The sequence below is a fragment of the Xanthomonas sp. NCPPB 4037 genome (assembly GCF_041475695.2).
In the GTDB taxonomy this organism is placed as follows: Bacteria; Pseudomonadota; Gammaproteobacteria; order Xanthomonadales; family Xanthomonadaceae; genus Xanthomonas; species Xanthomonas campestris.
In genome coordinates this window covers 2,827,806-2,845,061 of record NZ_CM191261.1, presented here as the reverse complement: position 1 = coordinate 2,845,061, position 17,256 = coordinate 2,827,806, and the positions used below count along the sequence as shown (strand labels likewise).

Below are 17,256 nucleotides of genomic sequence, written 5' to 3'. Positions count from 1 at the left end.
TGTAGGTGAGTAGCCAGCGTTCACGCTGTAACGCAAGAAGGCCGGGAGCGATCCTGGCCTTCTTCGTTTATTGCGGTCTGTCGTGTAGGAGCGACCTTGGTCACGAGGAGGCGTTACTCGGGGGAAGCTTCATCGCACGCGAGCGCGCTCCTACGACTGCCGGAGCGCCGATTAAAATGTGTTTCGAATGTAGGTGAGTAGCCAGCGTTCATGCTGTAACGCAAGAAGGCCGGGAGCGATCCTGGCCTTCTTCGTTTATTGCGGTCTGTCGTGTAGGAGCGACCTTGGTCGCGAGGAGGCGTTCCTCGGGAAAGCTCCATCGCGCGCGAGCGCGCTCCTACGATTGCTGGGTGCCGATCAGAACTTCGAATCGAATTCGCGTGCGTAGCCGGTGTTGACGATCACCTTCTGCAGTGCGTCGCTGATCTTGATGTTGCCCGCCACGATCTGCTGCGTTTCCGGGCCCATGTTGTCCATGCGCGGCGGGGTGGCGCCCTTGTAGTCGCAAACGCGGCCACCGGCCTCGCGCACCAGCAGCACGCCGGCAGCGATGTCCCAGGCTTTGACGCCCGCTTCGAAATACGCATCGGCACGGCCGCAGGCGACATAGGCCAGGTCCAGCGCGGCCGAGCCGGTACGGCGCACGTCTTCTGCCTGCACCAGCAGCGCGTCCACGCACTTGAGCTGGGCGCTGGCGCGTGCGCGCTCGCGCGGCGGGAAGCCAGTGTGGACCATCGCGCCTTCCAGATCCTTGCGCTCGGCAATGCGAATACGGCGATCGTTGAGCACTGCGCCTGCGCCACGGCTGGCAGTGAACAGCTCGTTGCGCAACGGGTCGAAGATCACCGCGTCGGTCGGCTCGCCATTTTCCACCAGCGCAATCGACACGCAGTAATGCGGGAAGCCGCGCAGGTAGTTGCTGGTGCCGTCGAGCGGGTCGATGACCCAGGTGTAGCGGCCGCTCTTGCCGCCCTGCACGCCGCCTTCTTCGCCGAACACGGCGTACTCGGGGTAGCCGCGCTTGAGTTCCTTGATGATGACCTTCTCGGCATCGGCATCGACTTCGCTGGCGTAATCCATGCGGCCCTTCTGCACCACATTGAGCGCATCGAGCTTGTTGATACCGCGCAACAGCACATTGCCGGCGAGGCGGGCGGCTTTGACCATGACGGTGACGGCGGGTTTCTGCATGGTTAAAGCTCCCGTGAAGGCAGAATCGGAAATGGCGAAGGTAAAAGAGCGGTCCGGCGCGAAAGCCGGCCGCGCAGTTTACCATCTACGGCCGAACTGCTCCCCAATCTCCGTTCATGTCCGTCAGTCAGCGCATCCGTTTTGTTCTCGTCGGTACCCAGCATCCAGGCAACATCGGCGCCGCCGCGCGCGCGATGAAGACCATGGGGCTGGCGCGCCTGGTGTTGGTCGCACCGGAAAAGGCACTCGATGAAGATGCCTACCGCCGCTCTGCTGGCGCCGAAGACGTGCTCAGCGATGCACCGATCTTGGAGACGCTGGCCGAGGCGGTGGCGGACTGCACGCTGGTGATCGGCTGCACGGCGCGCGCGCGCCGGGTAGCGCTGGAAGAGTTGGCACCGGACGCGGGCGCGGGCCGTGCCTGGGCCAAGGCGGCCGAACCGGCCGAGGTAGCGATCGTGTTCGGGCGCGAGCGTACCGGGCTGACCAATGACGAATTGCAACTCTGCCATGCGGCCGTGCATATCCCATCGGACCCGCAGTTCAGTTCGCTCAATCTGGCCTCGGCGGTGCAGGTGCTGGCTTATGAGGTTCGCTTGGCACAGCTTGCGGCGGAGGCCACGCCCGCAGCACAGGCCACGCCGGCCGCGGACGGCGCTGGCCCACGTGAGCTGCCTGCCAGCCATGCGCAAATGGAAGGCTTGTTCGGCCAGCTGGGCCAGACCCTGGACGAAATCGACTTCCATAAGGGCCGTGCGCCGGATTCGGCGATGCGCAAGTTGCGCCGGCTGTTGCTGCGCGCGGAAATGACCGAGCAGGAAGTGCGTCTGCTGCGCGGCATCCTGGCCGATGCCCAGCGCATGGCGGGCCTGGCGCGCCAGGCCGGAACCTGACGGCTGTCACAACCTGGAAGATTCGGCTAAGGTGTCGGCGACTCTAGGGGAGTAGCTGGTTTGCGCGGTCTACGATGCTGTCTGATTGCGTGGCTGCTGGCCTGCGCAAGTTTCGCCGCGACGGCTGCGGCAGCGCCTTCTTCGGTCCTGGTTCTGGGGCGTATCAGCGATGATCCGGCCACCCATTACGATCAACTCAAGCCGCTGCTGGACTACGTGGTGCCGCGCATGCGCGAGGTTGGCATCCGCAGTGGCGAGATCCTGATGGCGCCGGATGCGCGCCAGATGGCCAGTTACCTGCGCCGTGGCCGGGTGGACTGGGTCAGCGAAACCGCCGGTGCGGCGATGCTGCTGGAGCAGCGCGGCAGCGCACATCCATTGTTGATGACCGAACGTAGCGGGGTGCGCGACTTCCACACCGTGTTCTTCGTGCGGCGCGACAGCCCGATCCGTTCGCTGGCGCAGTTGCGTGGCCATACCCTGGCGCTGCAGAACGCCTCGTCCACCAGTGGCTACCTGGTGCCGATACTGGAGCTGGTACGCAATGGCCTGGCCTGCGATGTGCTGCTGTCGCCCGACGATACCCAGGTACTCGGTTCGGTGGGCTACCTGTTGGTCGGCTCGAAGTTGAACATCGCCGCCTTCGTGCACAAACGGCTGATCGACGCCGGCGCCTTCAGCAACCTGGATTGGGACGACGAGCGCCACCTGCCGCCCACGTTCAAGCGCGAGTTCCGCATCGTGCACCGCAGTGCGCCGGTGCCGCGCGCGGTGGAGATGGTGCGTACCGGCATCGATCCGGCGGTGGAGCGGCGCCTGCGCGCGGTGCTGTTGCAGGCCGCCGCCGACCCGCAGGCCGGCCCGGCGTTAAAGCGCTTTTTCGGCACCACGGCGTTCCATCCCGTGGACGCGCCCAGCCGCGCGCGCCTGGAGGCGTTGCGCAACGGGCTGCAACAGGTCAGGACGCAGGTGGAATGACGCAGGTGCGCTTTGGATTGCAGGCCCGGTTCCTGCTGGTGATGGCGCTGACGCTGTTGCTGGTCGGCGCCATCCTGGCTTCGCTGTTGCAGCGGCAAAGTTCGATGCAGCGCGAGGTGCGCAGCCTGAGTGCGCAGATCCTGCATGAGTTGTTCGACCGCAGCCTGCGCACGCGCGGCGAGACCCTGGCCACCGAGCTGGCCTCGGGTCTGGCCAACCCGCTGTACTACTCGGATCTGGCGGCGGTGGGCGCGCTGGTGCGCAACGCCTCGCGCCAGCAGGTGGTGAGCTACGTGCTGGTGTTCGACCGCCGCGGCCGCCTGGTGCACGACGGCAGCGCCACGCTGCAGGGCTATGGCCAGCCCATGCAGGACCCGCTCGCTGCCAAGGCGATCGTGGCGCCGGCCCTGCTGTTGCAGTCTTCGCCGGAAGTGCTGGATGTGACCGTGCCGATCAAGGTCGGCGACCAGCGCATCGGTGGCGTGCGGGTGGGCATGTCGCGCGAGCGCGTGCGCAAGATCGAATCCAGCGCCAACCTCACCCTGGTGCAGAATCTCAATGCGATCGGCAAGCGCGATCTGGGCTGGCTGCTGGTGTTGCTGGCCGCGCTGGTGGCGCTAGGCATCCTGCTGGCCATCTATGTGCAACGCACGCTGGTGGCACCGGTGCGCCTGCTGGCGGCGGCGGCGCGGCAGATCGAACGTGGCGACTACTTGGTGCAGCTGCCGCCGCATCCGCGCAATGACGAAATCGGCGAGCTGATTTCCGCGTTCGGCCGCATGAGCGAAAGCATTGCCCGGCACGATCGCGAGGTGCGCCACATGGCCTACACCGACGCGCTGACCGGGTTGACCAACCGCCTGGGCTTCCGCGAAGGCCTGGACCATCTGCTGCACACCGCACGCAGTACCGACAGCAAGCTGGCGCTGTTGTTCGCCGACATCGACGACTTCAAACGGGTCAACGACACCCTGGGCCACGAGGCCGGCGACGAAGCGCTGCTGCAGTTCTCCAGTCGCATCAGCCGTGCGGTGGCGGCACTGGGCGGCGATGACGCGATCCTGGCGCGGTTCGGCGGCGACGAGTTCGTGATCCTGCTGCAGAGCGGCGATGTGACCTTGCTCGCCGCGCAGCTGGCCGACCGCCTGGTGCATGAGTTGAGCCGCCCGTTGAACGTGCAGGGGCGCGAGGTGTTTTTGGGCACGTCGATCGGCATCACCTTGTTCCCGGACGATGCCAACGACGCCACGGCGCTGCTGAAGAACGGCGACATCGCGATGTACCAGGCCAAGGTGGCTGGCAAGAATTGCCACCGGTTCTACAGCCGCGCAGCCGACCATGCGGTGGAGCGCCGCGTGCACATGGAGCACGAGTTGCGTGGTGCCTGGGAGCGTGATGAGTTGCGGCTGGTCTATCAGCCGATCTACCGCACCAGCGACCGCGTGCTGGTGGGTGTGGAAGTGTTGCTGCGCTGGCAGCACCCGGCGCTCGGCACGATTCCGCCGTCCACCTTCATCGATATCGCCGAGCAGAGTGGGTTGATCGAAGTGATCGGCCCCAAGGTGCTGCGTGCGGCCTGCCTGGAAGCGGCCAAATGGCCGGTGGTGGGCGAGGGCTTGTTTATTTCGGTCAACGTCTCGCCGCGGCAGCTGCGCAGTGGCGACCTGATCGACACCGTGGCCGAGTGCCTGGCCGAATCCGGCCTGCCGGCTGCGCGCCTGCATCTGGAGCTCACCGAGACCGCGGTGATCGGCGACGAGATGATGGCTGCGAGCCTGCTCGATCAATTGCACCGCACAGGGGTAAAGGTGTGGTTGGACGATTTCGGCACCGGCTTCTCCGGCCTGAGTCATCTGCGCCAGGTGCCGGTGGATGGCGTGAAGATCGACAAGAGCTTCATCGCCGACCTGCAGCGCGACCCCGACGACCTGGCCCTGACCACGGCCATCATCGGCATGGCGCATTCGTTGGGGATCACCGTGGTGGCCGAGGGCATCGAGCAGGAAGCGCAGTTCAACCTGTTGCGCGACCGCGGCTGCGACCTGGGCCAGGGCTACTGGTTCAGCCGCCCGCTGAGCCCGACCGACATGGTCAAGCTGATCGCGGCGGGCTGACGAGTGCCTCAACCGGCTTGATGACAGCGCCTGTGCTTGGTGTCGCCTAACCGATTGCGGGGCAGTGCGGCTAGCTACGTAGGAGCGCACCTGTGCGCGATGGGGCTGTCCCGGCAACGCCCGTCGCGCCCAAGCGCGCTCCTACGGGATGTGGGGTGCCCGGTCGCGCCCGTGTGCGCTCCTACGAGATGGCGGTTTGGTCCATTTCTCTGCAGGCGAGCGAGTGCGCTCAACCGATGGGATTGCAGCCGCATCTTGTCGGCGTTACCTAATCGATTGCAGAGCAGCGCGGCTAGCTACGTAGGAGCGCACCTGTGCACGATGGGGCTTTCCCGGTAACGCCCGTCGCGCCCAAGCGCGCTCCTACGGGACGGAGGGTGCTCGGTCGCGCCCGGGTGCGCTCCTACGGGATGTGGGGGTGGTTTGTTTCCCCGCAGGCGAGCGGCAAGCTGCGCTCACCTGCCAATCCCATGCGCCACCGAGGTATTTACAGTGGCCGCTTTCCCGTATCGCCGGGAATCTCGCGCACCAGACGCGGTACCAGATAGCCGGACAGGCGCGTTGCCAGCTCGGCATGCAGCGCACGGGCGCGTGCGTCCTCGACTTCGAAATGCGCCACGCCGGCCACGCGGTCCAGCTGATGCAGATAGTACGGCAGCACGCCGGCGGCGAAGCTGCGCTCGCTCAGCGCCGCCAGTGCGTCCACGCTGTCGTTGACGCCGCGCAGCAGCACCGCCTGGTTGAGCAGCTGCGCGCCGGCACCACGCAGCGCGTGCAGTGCGGCGTCGACTTCGGCATCGAATTCATTGGCGTGGTTGGCGTGGATCACGAAGGCCACCGGCCACGGCAGGCTGCGCAGCCACGCCAGCAGCGGCGCATCCACGCGTTCGGGCAACACCACCGGCAGCCGGCTGTGGATGCGCAGGCGCTTGAGATGCGGGATGGCGGCCAGGGCGTCGGTGAGCTCGGCCAGCTTGGGCGTGGCCAGCGACAACGGGTCACCGCCGGAGAGCAGTACCTCGTCGATGTCCGGATCGGCGGCGATGGCCGCCACGGCCTCGCGCCAGCCATCGCGGGCGGCGGTTTCCTCGGCGTAGGGGAAATGGCGGCGGAAGCAGTACCGGCAATGCACCGCGCAGCTGCCGGTGGCGATCAGCAGCGCTCGGCCGCGGTATTTCTGGATCACCCCGGTGGTGGTGCGGGCGGCACCATCGCCCACCGCGTCGAGTGCGAAGCCGGGCACCACGCGCATCTCCGCATCCAGCGGCAGCACCTGGCGCAACAGCGGGTCGTTCAGGTCTCCCGGGCGCATGCGCGCCACGAAGCTGCGCGGCACGCGCACGGCGAACTGGGCCGCGGCGTCCTCACTGATGCCGGCCGCGTGCGCGTCCAGCCCCAGCAGCGTCAGCAGCTCACGCGGGTCGCGCACGGCCTGCCGCCACAGCTGTTGCCAGCGCGGGCGCTGCAGGGCGGGCGGTGTAGATGGCTGTAAGGCGAGTGGGGCTGCGGTTATCATGTGCGGTCACAAAAGCAATGCCCGCCGGTTGCGGCGGGCGCCCCATTCTAATCCGGCCGGCCAGGAAGTGGCGGGCCGTCGCCTTATCGAGGAGCTGCACCATGGCCACTGTTGGCATGAACGACGTCAAGAACGGCATGAAGATCCTGGTCAACAACGAACCGGCGGTCATCACCGAGACCGAATACGTCAAGCCGGGCAAGGGCCAGGCCTTTACCCGCATGAAGTACCGCTTCATCAAGTCCGGCCGCGTGGTGGAAATGACCATGAAGGCGACCGATGACGTGGAAGTGGCCGACGTGGTCGATACCGACATGCGTTACCTGTACACCGACGGCGAGTACTGGCACTTCATGGACCCGGAATCCTTCGAGCAGGTGCAGGCCGACAAGGCCGGCATGGGCGGCGCGGAGAAGTGGCTCAAGGGCGAAGAAGACTGCATCGTGACCTTGTGGAACGGCGCCCCGATCTGGGTGCAGCCGCCGAACTTCGTCGAGCTGAAGATCACCGAGACCGACCCGGGCGTGCGTGGCGATACCTCTGGCGGCGGCGGCAAGCCGGCCACCCTGGAAACCGGCGCGGTGGTGCGTGTGCCGCTGTTCGTCAACCAGGACGAAGTGATCAAGGTCGACACCCGCTCGGGCGAGTACTCGGCGCGCGTCAAGTAATCCCGATGCACTTGGGACGCCGGTCCGGCCGAGCAGTACGCAGTGCCAGTGTCCTGATGGTGCTGAGTGGCACGCTTGCGGCGTGCCCGGTGTTTGCACAAACGGGAGCCACCGCCTGCGACGCGCAGAGCGTGGCGGCGATGGCCGCGGTTGCGGCCTCCGGCGTGGTGGGTGGCGCTGCAGCGGCGGTGCCGGCGGAACGTGCCGTGGCGCAGACCTGCAAACCCTGGCCGTACGATCCAGCTATCCGCTTGGCGGCAATCGCGTTTGCTGGCGATGCCACCACTCCCGCTGGCGAACGCGACCTGGAGTTGCGTGTTGCAATGCTCGATGCCGGTAGTGGCGAGGTAGTGGCGTTGTATGCCCAGGCAATGGGCGAGGATGCCAGCCTGGAACTTGCGGGAGACAGTCTGCGCCTGGACACCGCGCGCTATGACCTGGCCAAAGGCGTGCGCGCGTTTGGTGTCGTGGTGCACAGCGTCGCGCGTGGCGCCAGTTGCCCGGATTTCGACAGCGACGACGCATTGACCTTGCTGGTCCGCGAAGGGCGCCGGCTACGCCCGGTGCTGCAGCAGAACCTGACTGTCTGGCGACAGGTGCAAGGCGAGTTATGCAACTGGGGGAAGGCAGGCGTGGTGACCGAGCGCGGCACTTTGACGCTGTCGATGGACACGCCGGTCCACGCCGGCTACGCCGACATCGCGCTGACCGCAACCGTGGTGACCTCCACCACGGTTGAGGGCGCACAAGACACCGAACGCACGCGCCGCCAACGCCAAGTGTTGCGTTACGACGGCATGCGCTATGTGCCTGTGTCACGCTCCACCGACTCCTGGCCGTTCGGCAACTAACTTCAATGGATCCGCTCATGACCAACGCCCCGCCCGAACCCTGCGACCTGCTGATCGAGGCCGGCTATGTGGTGCCGATCGAACCGCACGCGGTGGTGCTTGAAGACCACGCGGTGGCGGTCAGCAACGGTGTCATCGTTGCCGTGCTGCCAACGGCCGACGCACGCGCGCGTTTTGCCCCGGCACGCACCGTGTCGCGCCCCGACGCGGCGCTGATGCCTGGCCTGGTCAACGCGCACACGCACAACCCGATGACGCTGCTGCGCGGCGTGGCCGACGATCTGCCGCTGATGGTGTGGCTGCAGCAGCACATCTGGCCGGTGGAAGCGGCAGTGATCGGCCCGGAATTCGTCGCCGATGGCACCACCCTGGCGATCGCCGAGATGCTGCGCGGCGGCACCACCTGCGTCAACGAGAACTACTTCTTTGCCGACGTGCAGGCGGCCGTCTACAAGCAGCATGGCTTCCGTGCGCTGGTGGGCGCGGTGATCATCGATTTTCCCACCGCCTGGGCCTCGTCGGACGACGAATACTTCGCACGTGCCGGCGAGCTGCACGACCAGTGGCGCGACGATCCGCTGATCAGCACCGCGTTTGCACCGCATGCGCCGTACACGGTGAACGATGCCAACTTCGAGCGCGTACGCATGCTGGCCGACCAGCTGGACATGCCGGTGCACTTGCACACGCACGAAACCGCGCAGGAAGTGGCCGATTCGGTGGCGCAGTACGGCCAGCGCCCGCTGGCACGGCTGGATCGTCTGGGCCTGGTCAACGACCGCCTGATTGCGGTGCACATGACCCAGCTCACCGAGGCCGAAATCCACCTGTGCGCCGAGCGCGGTGTCAGCGTGGTGCATTGCCCCGAATCCAATCTCAAGCTGGCCTCGGGCTTTTGCCCGGCGTGCGCGCTGCAACGTGCCGGCGTGAACCTGGCGATCGGCACCGACGGCTGCGCCAGCAACAACGACCTGGACATGTTCAGCGAGAACCGCACCGCGGCGATCCTGGCCAAGGCGGTGGCCAACGATGCCACCGCGCTGGATGCGGCCACCACCTTGCGCGCCGCCACGCTGGGTGGCGCACGCGCACTCGGTTTTGGCGACCGCATCGGCTCGATCGAGGTGGGCAAGCAGGCCGACCTGGTCTGCGTGGATCTGTCTGCGCTGGAAACCCAGCCGCTGCATCACGTGTTGTCGCAGCTGATCTACGCCGCCGGCCGCCACCAGGTGACCGATGTGTGGATCGCCGGCAAGCCCAAGCTGGTGCAACGCGAGCTCATCGACATGGATACCGCTGCCCTGGTCGCCAACGCGCTCCAGTGGCGCGACCGTATCCGCACCGTCCGCGCCTGAGCGCGGCCATCGCATCACGGAGAGCCACATGAATCCGAATCCGCAGTCCATATCGTCCAATTTCCACCAGACCGAGCTGGACAAGTTCGCCGCACTGGCCAACCGCTGGTGGGATGCCGACGGCCCGCAGAAGCCGCTGCATGCGCTCAATCCGGTGCGGCTGGACTACGTGGCGGCGCGTGTCGCGCTGCCGAGCGCACGCGTGCTCGACGTTGGCTGCGGTGGCGGCCTGCTCAGTGAAGCGATGGCGCGCCTGGGTGCGCAAGTCACCGCGATCGATCTGGCGCCGGAGCTGGTGAAAGTGGCGCGGCTGCACAGCCTGGAATCGGGCGTGCAGGTGGACTACCGCGTGCAGTCGGTGGAAGACCTGGCCGCCGAGCAGCCGGGCAGCTTTGATGCGGTGACCTGCATGGAAATGCTGGAGCACGTACCAGACCCGCTGGCGATCATCCGTGCCTGCGCAAGCCTGCTCAAGCCGGGCGGCACGCTGTTCCTGTCCACGCTCAATCGCACCCCGGCAGCGTTTGCGCTGGCGGTAGTGGGCGCCGAATACATCGCGCGGCTGCTGCCCAAGGGCACGCACCACTACAAGGATTTCATCAAGCCGTCCGAACTGGCCGCCTGGCTGCGCACTGCCGAGCTGCAGCTGCAAGACGTCAGCGGCATGCTGTACGAGCCGTGGCGCAACCGCGCGCGGTTGTCCTCGCGCACCGAAGTGAACTATCTGGCGTGTGCGGTGAAGCCGTGACGAGCAGGGAATGGGGAATCGGGAGTCGGGAATCGCAACGGCGGTTGGTTGCGGTCTTGATGTCGACCGGTTCCTGCCTGATTGTCGATCGCGCTGGGATGGCGGTGCGTCTGTGAGGTTTCCGCGTGCGGTGTTGTTCGACCTGGATGGCACCTTGCTCGACAGTGCGCCGGACATGTTGGCCACCGTCAACGCGATGCTGAGCGAGCGTGGGCTGCCTTGCATCACGCTGGCGCAGCTGCGGCCGGTGGTGTCGAAAGGATCGCGCGCCATGCTCGCTGTGGCCTTCGCGCATCTGGATGCGGCCGCGCGCGAGGTGCTGGTGCCGGAGTTTCTCAAGCGCTATGAAGCGCTGCTCGGCACGCAGGCACAGCTATTCGACGGTGTCGAGGTCATGCTGCAGCGCCTGGAGCAGGCCGGCTGTGTTTGGGGCATTGTCACCAACAAGCCCGAATACCTTGCGCAGCTGATCCTGCCGCAACTGGGCTGGCAGCAGCGCTGCGCGGTGCTGATCGGCGGCGATACGCTGGCCGAGCGCAAGCCGCATCCGCTGCCGTTGCTGGTGGCGGCCGAGCGCATCGGCGTCGCCGCCACGCAGTGCGTCTATGTGGGTGACGACGAGCGCGACATCCTGGCCGCACGTGCGGCCGGCATGCCGTCGGTGGCTGCGTTATGGGGTTACCGGCTGGGCGATGACGACCCGCTGAGCTGGCAGGCCGACGTGCTGGTGGAACAGCCGCCGCAGTTGTGGGAGCCGGCCGCCTGGCCGCAGCCCTGATCTTTTCTTTCGCTTTTCTGGACCCGCCATGAGCCAATCCAGCGCCCTGGACAGTTTTCTCGACAAGTGGCGCAGCCGCTGGCCGGAATGGTCGGTGGCCGAGCCCTTCATTCCCGAACCGCAGCGTCGCCTGGCCGCGGCCTGGTTCGCATTGCTGCAGGAATGGGAGGACATCATGAATATCCCCGGCGACCCGTTGCCGGCAGACGCCAAGCTGGCCTGGTGGCAGCAGGAATTGAACGACTGGTCGAACCAGCGCTCGCGTCATCCATTGGGGCGCGTGCTTGAACCGGTGCGCGCACCCTGGGCGCAGTTGGCCGACACCTTGCCGGCCATGCAGGCCGCACGCGCGCAGCCGGACGACCTGGCGCAGGCCATGGCGCGGCTGCAGGCGTTTGCCGAAGCGGTGGTGGCGGTGGAAGCGGTGGTCTTCGCACGCACACGCAGCAGCGATGCCACGGCCGTGGTGGTGCAATGGCTGGATGCGCGCCAGCGTGTGGCTGGTGACAGTGCCGCGCCGGGGGGCGTCGGTGCGCCGGCCTGGCGCGCGCAGCTGTTGCGCGCGTGGCCACGTAAGGCGGCGCTGGCCAGGCCACATCGGGTCTGGTCGCGTCTGGCGCGGCTGCGCCTGCAGCGCGAGTTGGCCGGCCGCACGGCCTATGCGCCACCGATGCAGCAGCTCTGGCACAGCTGGCGCGCAGCCAGCGGCGCTGAGTGAATGACCGCTGCTGCGGCCAGGCCGGCCGCAGCAGCGCCATAGCCATGCGAACACTGCGGCGCTTAGATCGGTGAGTCAGGCAGCACGCTGTGGTACGCAATGAAGGCATCGTCACATTGCAACGGCGCGCCCGGCCCGGGCCGGCCCTGCAACTGCACATCGTTGGCCGCCGACTCGGTGAGCTGATCAAAGAAGCTCACCGGCCCGCCTTTGAAGGTGAAGTGCACCGCGCCCGGGTTGCTGGCTGGGCCACCAAAATGCGGCTGCGCAAAGGCGACCGGGCCACCATCGAGCACCACATTGTCCAGCGACATGGTGATGGGCAGGGTGGTGGTCGCATCGCGATAGCCGTAGAAGCTCAATTCGCCGCCACCGAATGCCTTGGAACCCAGGGAGTGCACATTGGTCAGTGCGATGCCGCTGAACCGCGGCAACTGATCGCGTGTGGCCGGGTTGGCGTAGTTGGCGTCGAATACCAGCGGCCGCGCAACCCCGCGCATGCAGATGTTCTCGAAACTGATGTCGTAGACCTGGCCGCCGCGTGAGGCATCGGACTTGATACGCAGGCCATTGGCCGAATAGGGATCGCGCTGCACGTCGTTGGCGTTGAAGCCGTCGATGCTCAGGCCGCGTACGGCGATATGGCGCATCCCCGAATCGGTTTCGCTGCCGAGCGAGAAACCGTGTGTGTAGTAGAACTGGTTGTAGGCGAACAGCATGTTTTCCGAGGCGATGCTGCGCTTGTTTTTGGCATGCGCCTTGATCGCCACGCCGTCATCGCCAGTACCGATATACGAGTACGCCAACAACACGTTCTTGGACTGGCCAGGGTCGAAACCGTCGGTGTTCTTGGCGGTTTCCGGGGTGAAGCAGCTGGCGTGCGGATTCACGTCCGGGGTGCTGCCGGCAGGGCAGTGGTAGCCGGGGCGCGAATACACCAGGCTAGGTGCCAGGATCTTGATGCCCCAGGCGGTCAGGCCCACCACGTTGTCGGTGGTGACGTGGAAATTTGGCGAGTTTTCCAGGGTGATGTCGTACAGCGTGAAGTCGGTGCTGTCATCGATTTGCAGCAGCCGTGGCACGTGCTGGCTCAGGCCCTTGGTGACGTTGAGATAGGCCAGATCCCACCAGCTGGCCTTGCCGGCATTCGGTCCTGCTGTGAGCGTGCTGCCGCCGCGGCCGTCGATCTTGCCGGCGCCGACGATGGCGCTCTTGGCAGTGTCGGCGGCATGGATCAACGGGTTGCAGGACTTGGCCTTGTCGGTGGTGGCGGTGCCGCAGGTGCCCAGACCGTTGTCGTAATCCTGCGGATTGCGCGAGCCGAACAAGGTCACGCCGCGATCGATCCACAACGTCACGCCGCTCTTGATGGTGAGAGGGCCGCTCAACAGGCCGGATTCTCCGCCATCGCCGACCACCAGACGCACCGCGCTGCCGGCAGGGCAATCGTCGATGGCCGCCTGCAGGCGTGCGGTGTCGCGTTTGGATTGGGTGGGATCCTGGTCGAGCGCATCCAGCGAGCCGGCAACCGGCACCAGCGCAGCCTTGAGCGTTGTGCAGACCTGGCTGGGGAGCGCGGGCTGCTGCACGACACCCCAACTGGTGGAGATGCTGTGCGCGGTATCGGCAACGTCAAGCCCATGCGGGCGTGCTGCACTCGCCTGAAACGTGGCAAGGCCGAGGAGTGTGAGCGAGAGTGGCGCGAGCGCGGGAAGGCGAGAGTGCGGTTGCATCGGCGGTTCCAGGCGGGGAGGGAAGTGGGAGCGGGAGATGACAAAAAGGGATGCGATGCGTGCTGCAAGGAATAAGCGCAGGTCGCTGCGATGGCACGCAACGCTGGATTTGCGCGGTGCGCCGCTCACCTCATGCGAGAGATGCAGTGCAGCGCGGATGCGAGTCGCATGATTGGTCGTGTGCGTGACTGGTCGGATGGCACGCCACCATCGCGCGTTTGTCTGGCGCTCGAAAACCGGCAGGCGAAGTCGGCGCCGCCAAGCCGAAGCGAGTGCGAGGTCTGATGAGGTGTTGGCGTGGAGGCGGCAGCCTGCGTGCCGAGCTGATGTTTAGACGTGCGCGCAGTTGCCGGGCGCGGCGCTGCAAGTCCTGCGCTACGGATGGCTTACCGCGGAGAGCGCTGCGAGATCTATCTCACCGCATGCATGGAGGTGCACGGCGTCGCTCGATGTCTGCGAAGCGCTAAACGCAAAAGCGCATGGCGCGTTGCGGTCACGCTGCCGCCATTTGGCTGTCATCCTGGCGCGGCATCAACGGCTGGCGCTAAGGCAACAAGCCGTACTCATTGCAGCGGTTCTCCACATAACAGTAGCCCGGCGCCGTTATGTGAGTTCAGTACCCGCTTCGATATCCGTTGCACTCGCCGCGTAATCACAGCGAGGCAGATCACCTGTTAGCGAAGCAGATCCACTGCGCTGGCGACACCGCCGGCACGCGCAAACACGCGTGCCGGCGGCCGACGCTGCTACCGCACGCTGCGGTCTGGATCAGTTGGCGCTGCCAGCACCGCTGTTGCCGTATTCGAAAAAGCGGTTGGCCGAATTGGTGCAGTTGCTGCTGCAGAACGGGCGGCTGGCGGTGGAGGCATTCCATGGCGCGGTCTTGCGGATGTGGCTGCCCAGCGTGGAATCACGGATGGTCACCTGGCCATTGGGCGAGGTGCCGTTGACGTACGCGGACAGGCCGCTAACGCCTTCGTCCCATGCGCGCCCGAGGTAGGTTTGATTGTCCGGCGAGCCGGAGCCCGCCACGAAGCGGCTGTTGATCGCCAGAAAGCCGTAGCCGCTGCCCGGGCGCGTGCTTGGCGCGAAGATGTAGCCACCACGGTTGCTGCCCAGGCGCGCGCCGGCCGAGCGAATGATTGCGTTGTCGAATACGCCGATGCCGGATCCGAAGATGAAATCGACATCGCCTTCGATCGTGCTGCTCTTGAAATAGGCGCGGATCACGTTGGCGGCGTTGGTCGCGCTGATCAGCAAGGTGTCCTGGTTGCCGGTGACCAGCACGTCCTCGAAGCTGGCCTGGTCGCCGCGCACGGCCAGTGCCACTGCCGATTGATTGTTGTCGGCGTAAGTGCCTTCGACATAGTTGTTGTGAAAGCGCAGATGCCGCGCCTGGAAGCCGCTGGCACGCACGGTAACCGTCGCGCTATTGGAAGTGCCCACCGTGGCAGCTGACGCATTGCTGGCGCAAGGGTGACTTGCGGTGCCGGTTGGCTTGGGCGTGGGGTTGGCATTGTTGTAGCGGATGACGGTATCGGTCGTGGCGCTGCCAAGCCCGAACAGGGTCAGTGGCGGTGCGCCGCTCGGCACGCACACCAGCTCGGTGTAGGTGCCGGCCTTGACGCTGATATAGCGGCGTGTACTGCCACCGGCGGCCACAGCCGCGTCGATTGCCGATTGCACCGTGCGATAACGGGTGGAGCCATCGGCGGCCACCGCAAAGTCGGCGGTCAGCAGCGCCACGCCGGCGGTGGGGTTCCAGTTGTCGGTCACCAACGCGGTGATCGGGCCGGCCTTGGCGAGCGCCTTGCTGATCGTATACGTGCTTGCTTCGCTACTGGTGAGCTGCGGGCGGCTGGCGGTGCCGGTGAGGGCAGCAGCATCAAGGCTGATCAGGCTCAGCAGCGCGGTGGCGAGGCAGGTGGTGCGGATATGCGATGCAGACATGGGATGACGCTCTCCAGAGAGGATGCGCTTGCCGGATGGCAAACACCAAACACCAAACACCAACGGTGTGCCGCGTGCTGGCAACGCAGACGCAGGCGAGGCACACCGCTGGCTTGCGAAGCAAACGTGCTGGCACCGCATGCGCGGTGCGGCGATGCTACTGCCGCGGCCGCTTGGCGGCGGCGCGCAGCAGCGGCAATGTGCAAGAGCTTCGCCGGGGTCACGCTTTGCACTGTGCGCGCGTCGCAACATCGCACTGCTGGGCAACGCAAATATGCGTTTGCACAACGGCAGTGCCTCACGACCATGCAGGCCCAGCCGGCATGCAACGGCGCACGTCGTCACATGCCGTGGGCATGCCGGCTTCCAGACTGACGCACCCGCAGAGACATGCGCCTAGTCAGGAATCGAAGATGGCAGATCCCAAAGAACTGCAAGACAAATTCTGGAAAGCCCTCAAGTCCGATCGCACCGTGATGCTCGGCCTGGATGGCGTCGAAGACGGCCATGCGCGCCCGATGACCGCGCAGATCGAAGGCGACAGCGGTGGCCCGATCTGGTTCTTTACCTCCAAGGACAATGCCTTGATCGCGATGCTGGGCCAGGGCCGCCGCGTGATCGGCGCGTTCAGCAGCAAGGGGCATGACCTGTTCGCCAGCATCAGTGGTTCGCTGCGCGAAGACACCGACCCTGCCGTGGTTGATCGCCTGTGGAACCCGTACGTTGCAGCCTGGTACGAAGGCGGCAAGGACGATCCCAAGCTGGCGCTGCTGCGCCTGGACGCCGATCACGCGCAAATCTGGCTCAACGGCTCCAGCCTGCTGGCCGGCATCAAGGTGCTGCTCGGCGTGGACCCGAAGAAGGACTACCAGGACAAGGTGGCGGACGTCCCGCTGCGCTGAGGTGCCCTAGAGCGTGTTATGAACTTTGAAATAGAGCGGCTGCATTTCCAAGCATCAGGATCGTGAAGACGACAAAGTGCAAACCGGCCAACGTTTCCGGCAATCGCTCATAGTCGCGCGCCAGTCGTCTGAAGCGATTGACCCAGCCGAAGCTGCACTCGACAACCCAGCGGCGCGGCAGCAAGACAAACCTTTCTTCGCTTCTTGCAGCTTGATGACGTGCAACTCAATGCCCTCTTCCTTAGCCGCTTGCGCCGGTTCTTGGCCGGTATAGCCCTGATCCACAAAAGCGATCTTGACCGTTTCACCGGTCACGTGTTGTACCTCCTGGGCCAACGAACGGACCTGTGCGCGTTCCTGCTCGTTGGCCGGCGTGACCTGGACGGCAAGCAGATGTCCCAGCGTATCGACGGCCATATGCACCTTGCTGCCTTTCTTGCGCTTATAGCCATCGTATCCAGCACGCGGCCCGCTTTCACAGGTGGACTGCAGCGTCCGGCCATCAAAAATCACCGCGCTCGGCTGGCCTTTCTTCCCCTGTGCCACACGCAAGAGTGAGCGCAGATCGCTGACCATGGCCTCAAAGCAGCCAGCCTGCAGCCAGCGCTGCGTTTGCTGATACACCGCTTCCCAAGGCGGGAAATCGTTGGGAAGCAATCGCCACGGTGCGCCGGCGCGTGCGATCCAGCGCAGTGCGTTAAACATCGCGCGTAGCGCGTATTTGCGCTGCGGTGCTTGCGCATCCATCAGTGTGAGATATGGCGCAGCGAAGGCCCATTCTTCGTCGGAGATATCGGTTGGATATGGCTTACGAGGCTTCATCCGTATACGTTATCGTGACAAGGGCAAAGTTCATAACAC

General features: G+C 65.6%; 14 protein-coding genes and 1 pseudogene. 10 read left to right on the top strand and 5 right to left on the bottom strand.

What is annotated here, in order from left to right; translation table 11 throughout:
• Positions 1 to 357: 357 nt before the first annotated feature.
• Positions 358 to 1,191 (bottom strand): inositol monophosphatase family protein, encoded by an 834-nt coding sequence (locus tag ACCQ01_RS12845; protein ID WP_011037421.1) that lies wholly within the window; start codon positions 1,189 to 1,191, stop codon positions 358 to 360.
• A 116-nt stretch (positions 1,192 to 1,307) separates the two neighbouring features.
• Between ACCQ01_RS12845 and ACCQ01_RS12840 the strand changes: the two genes are divergently transcribed.
• Genes ACCQ01_RS12840 through ACCQ01_RS12830 form a run of 3 tightly spaced genes read left to right on the top strand, consistent with a single transcriptional unit; the run spans position 1,308 to position 5,176 of the window.
• Positions 1,308 to 2,084, top strand: coding sequence for an RNA methyltransferase (locus tag ACCQ01_RS12840; RefSeq protein ID WP_228432089.1), 777 nt, complete (start codon positions 1,308 to 1,310; stop codon positions 2,082 to 2,084).
• 60 nt (positions 2,085 to 2,144) lie between these two features.
• Positions 2,145 to 3,062 (top strand): phosphate/phosphite/phosphonate ABC transporter substrate-binding protein, encoded by a 918-nt coding sequence (locus ACCQ01_RS12835; protein WP_119959551.1) that lies wholly within the window; start codon positions 2,145 to 2,147, stop codon positions 3,060 to 3,062.
• Positions 3,059 to 5,176 (top strand): putative bifunctional diguanylate cyclase/phosphodiesterase, encoded by a 2,118-nt coding sequence (locus ACCQ01_RS12830; RefSeq protein WP_228432087.1) that lies wholly within the window; start codon positions 3,059 to 3,061, stop codon positions 5,174 to 5,176. The genes ACCQ01_RS12835 and ACCQ01_RS12830 overlap by 4 nt, the downstream gene beginning before the upstream one ends.
• Positions 5,177 to 5,663: 487 nt before the next feature.
• Here ACCQ01_RS12830 and epmB read toward each other — a convergent pair whose 3' ends face one another.
• Complete coding sequence (gene epmB, locus ACCQ01_RS12825; RefSeq protein WP_228432086.1) at positions 5,664 to 6,692, bottom strand: EF-P beta-lysylation protein EpmB; 1,029 nt, start codon at positions 6,690 to 6,692, stop codon at positions 5,664 to 5,666.
• A gap of 101 nt (positions 6,693 to 6,793) precedes the next feature.
• Between epmB and efp the strand changes: the two genes are divergently transcribed.
• From efp to ACCQ01_RS12795, 6 genes are all read left to right on the top strand, one after another.
• Entirely contained in the window at positions 6,794 to 7,360 is a 567-nt protein-coding gene (gene efp, locus ACCQ01_RS12820) for an elongation factor P (RefSeq protein ID WP_011037416.1), read from the top strand.
• A gap of 5 nt (positions 7,361 to 7,365) precedes the next feature.
• Complete coding sequence (locus tag ACCQ01_RS12815; protein ID WP_228432084.1) at positions 7,366 to 8,211, top strand: PA3715 family protein; 846 nt, start codon at positions 7,366 to 7,368, stop codon at positions 8,209 to 8,211.
• 17 nt (positions 8,212 to 8,228) lie between these two features.
• Positions 8,229 to 9,566 carry a TRZ/ATZ family hydrolase gene (locus ACCQ01_RS12810; protein ID WP_228432082.1) on the top strand — a complete coding sequence of 446 codons (1,338 nt, stop codon included), beginning with the start codon at positions 8,229 to 8,231 and terminating at the stop codon, positions 9,564 to 9,566.
• 28 nt (positions 9,567 to 9,594) lie between these two features.
• Positions 9,595 to 10,314 carry a bifunctional 2-polyprenyl-6-hydroxyphenol methylase/3-demethylubiquinol 3-O-methyltransferase UbiG gene (ubiG, locus tag ACCQ01_RS12805; RefSeq protein WP_228432081.1) on the top strand — a complete coding sequence of 240 codons (720 nt, stop codon included), beginning with the start codon at positions 9,595 to 9,597 and terminating at the stop codon, positions 10,312 to 10,314.
• Positions 10,315 to 10,426: 112 nt separating this feature from the next.
• Complete coding sequence (locus tag ACCQ01_RS12800) at positions 10,427 to 11,092, top strand: phosphoglycolate phosphatase (RefSeq protein ID WP_372358800.1); 666 nt, start codon at positions 10,427 to 10,429, stop codon at positions 11,090 to 11,092.
• A 28-nt stretch (positions 11,093 to 11,120) separates the two neighbouring features.
• The gene (locus tag ACCQ01_RS12795) at positions 11,121 to 11,810 is read left to right on the top strand and encodes an isoprenoid biosynthesis enzyme family protein (protein WP_042597658.1); all 690 of its coding nucleotides are present in this window, start codon (positions 11,121 to 11,123) and stop codon (positions 11,808 to 11,810) included.
• Positions 11,811 to 11,872: 62 nt separating this feature from the next.
• Here ACCQ01_RS12795 and ACCQ01_RS12790 read toward each other — a convergent pair whose 3' ends face one another.
• Both ACCQ01_RS12790 and ACCQ01_RS12785 read right to left on the bottom strand, forming a co-directional pair.
• On the bottom strand, positions 11,873 to 13,543 hold the full coding sequence (locus ACCQ01_RS12790; RefSeq protein WP_228432078.1) for a glycoside hydrolase family 28 protein: 1,671 nt from the start codon (positions 13,541 to 13,543) through the stop codon (positions 11,873 to 11,875).
• A 768-nt stretch (positions 13,544 to 14,311) separates the two neighbouring features.
• The gene (locus ACCQ01_RS12785) at positions 14,312 to 15,451 is read right to left on the bottom strand and encodes a putative acyl-CoA thioester hydrolase (RefSeq protein WP_267132043.1); all 1,140 of its coding nucleotides are present in this window, start codon (positions 15,449 to 15,451) and stop codon (positions 14,312 to 14,314) included.
• 455 nt (positions 15,452 to 15,906) lie between these two features.
• Between ACCQ01_RS12785 and ACCQ01_RS12780 the strand changes: the two genes are divergently transcribed.
• Positions 15,907 to 16,395: a pyridoxamine 5'-phosphate oxidase family protein gene (locus ACCQ01_RS12780; RefSeq protein ID WP_011037408.1), complete on the top strand. Its 489-nt coding sequence runs from the start codon at positions 15,907 to 15,909 to the stop codon at positions 16,393 to 16,395.
• 16 nt (positions 16,396 to 16,411) lie between these two features.
• Here ACCQ01_RS12780 and ACCQ01_RS12775 read toward each other — a convergent pair.
• Positions 16,412 to 17,217: pseudogene (locus ACCQ01_RS12775) on the bottom strand (IS5 family transposase).
• Positions 17,218 to 17,256 lie beyond the last annotated feature (39 nt).

Coding starts and splice junctions, on each gene's coding strand:
- ACCQ01_RS12845 (WP_011037421.1), bottom strand. CDS start 1,191: ATGCAGAAACCCGCCGTCACCGTCATGGTCAAAGCCGCCCGCCTCGCC.
- ACCQ01_RS12840 (WP_228432089.1), top strand. CDS start 1,308: ATGTCCGTCAGTCAGCGCATCCGTTTTGTTCTCGTCGGTACCCAGCAT.
- ACCQ01_RS12830 (WP_228432087.1), top strand. CDS start 3,059: ATGACGCAGGTGCGCTTTGGATTGCAGGCCCGGTTCCTGCTGGTGATG.
- epmB (WP_228432086.1), bottom strand. CDS start 6,692: ATGATAACCGCAGCCCCACTCGCCTTACAGCCATCTACACCGCCCGCC.
- efp (WP_011037416.1), top strand. CDS start 6,794: ATGGCCACTGTTGGCATGAACGACGTCAAGAACGGCATGAAGATCCTG.
- ACCQ01_RS12815 (WP_228432084.1), top strand. CDS start 7,366: ATGCACTTGGGACGCCGGTCCGGCCGAGCAGTACGCAGTGCCAGTGTC.
- ACCQ01_RS12810 (WP_228432082.1), top strand. CDS start 8,229: ATGACCAACGCCCCGCCCGAACCCTGCGACCTGCTGATCGAGGCCGGC.
- ubiG (WP_228432081.1), top strand. CDS start 9,595: ATGAATCCGAATCCGCAGTCCATATCGTCCAATTTCCACCAGACCGAG.
- ACCQ01_RS12795 (WP_042597658.1), top strand. CDS start 11,121: ATGAGCCAATCCAGCGCCCTGGACAGTTTTCTCGACAAGTGGCGCAGC.
- ACCQ01_RS12790 (WP_228432078.1), bottom strand. CDS start 13,543: ATGCAACCGCACTCTCGCCTTCCCGCGCTCGCGCCACTCTCGCTCACA.
- ACCQ01_RS12780 (WP_011037408.1), top strand. CDS start 15,907: ATGGCAGATCCCAAAGAACTGCAAGACAAATTCTGGAAAGCCCTCAAG.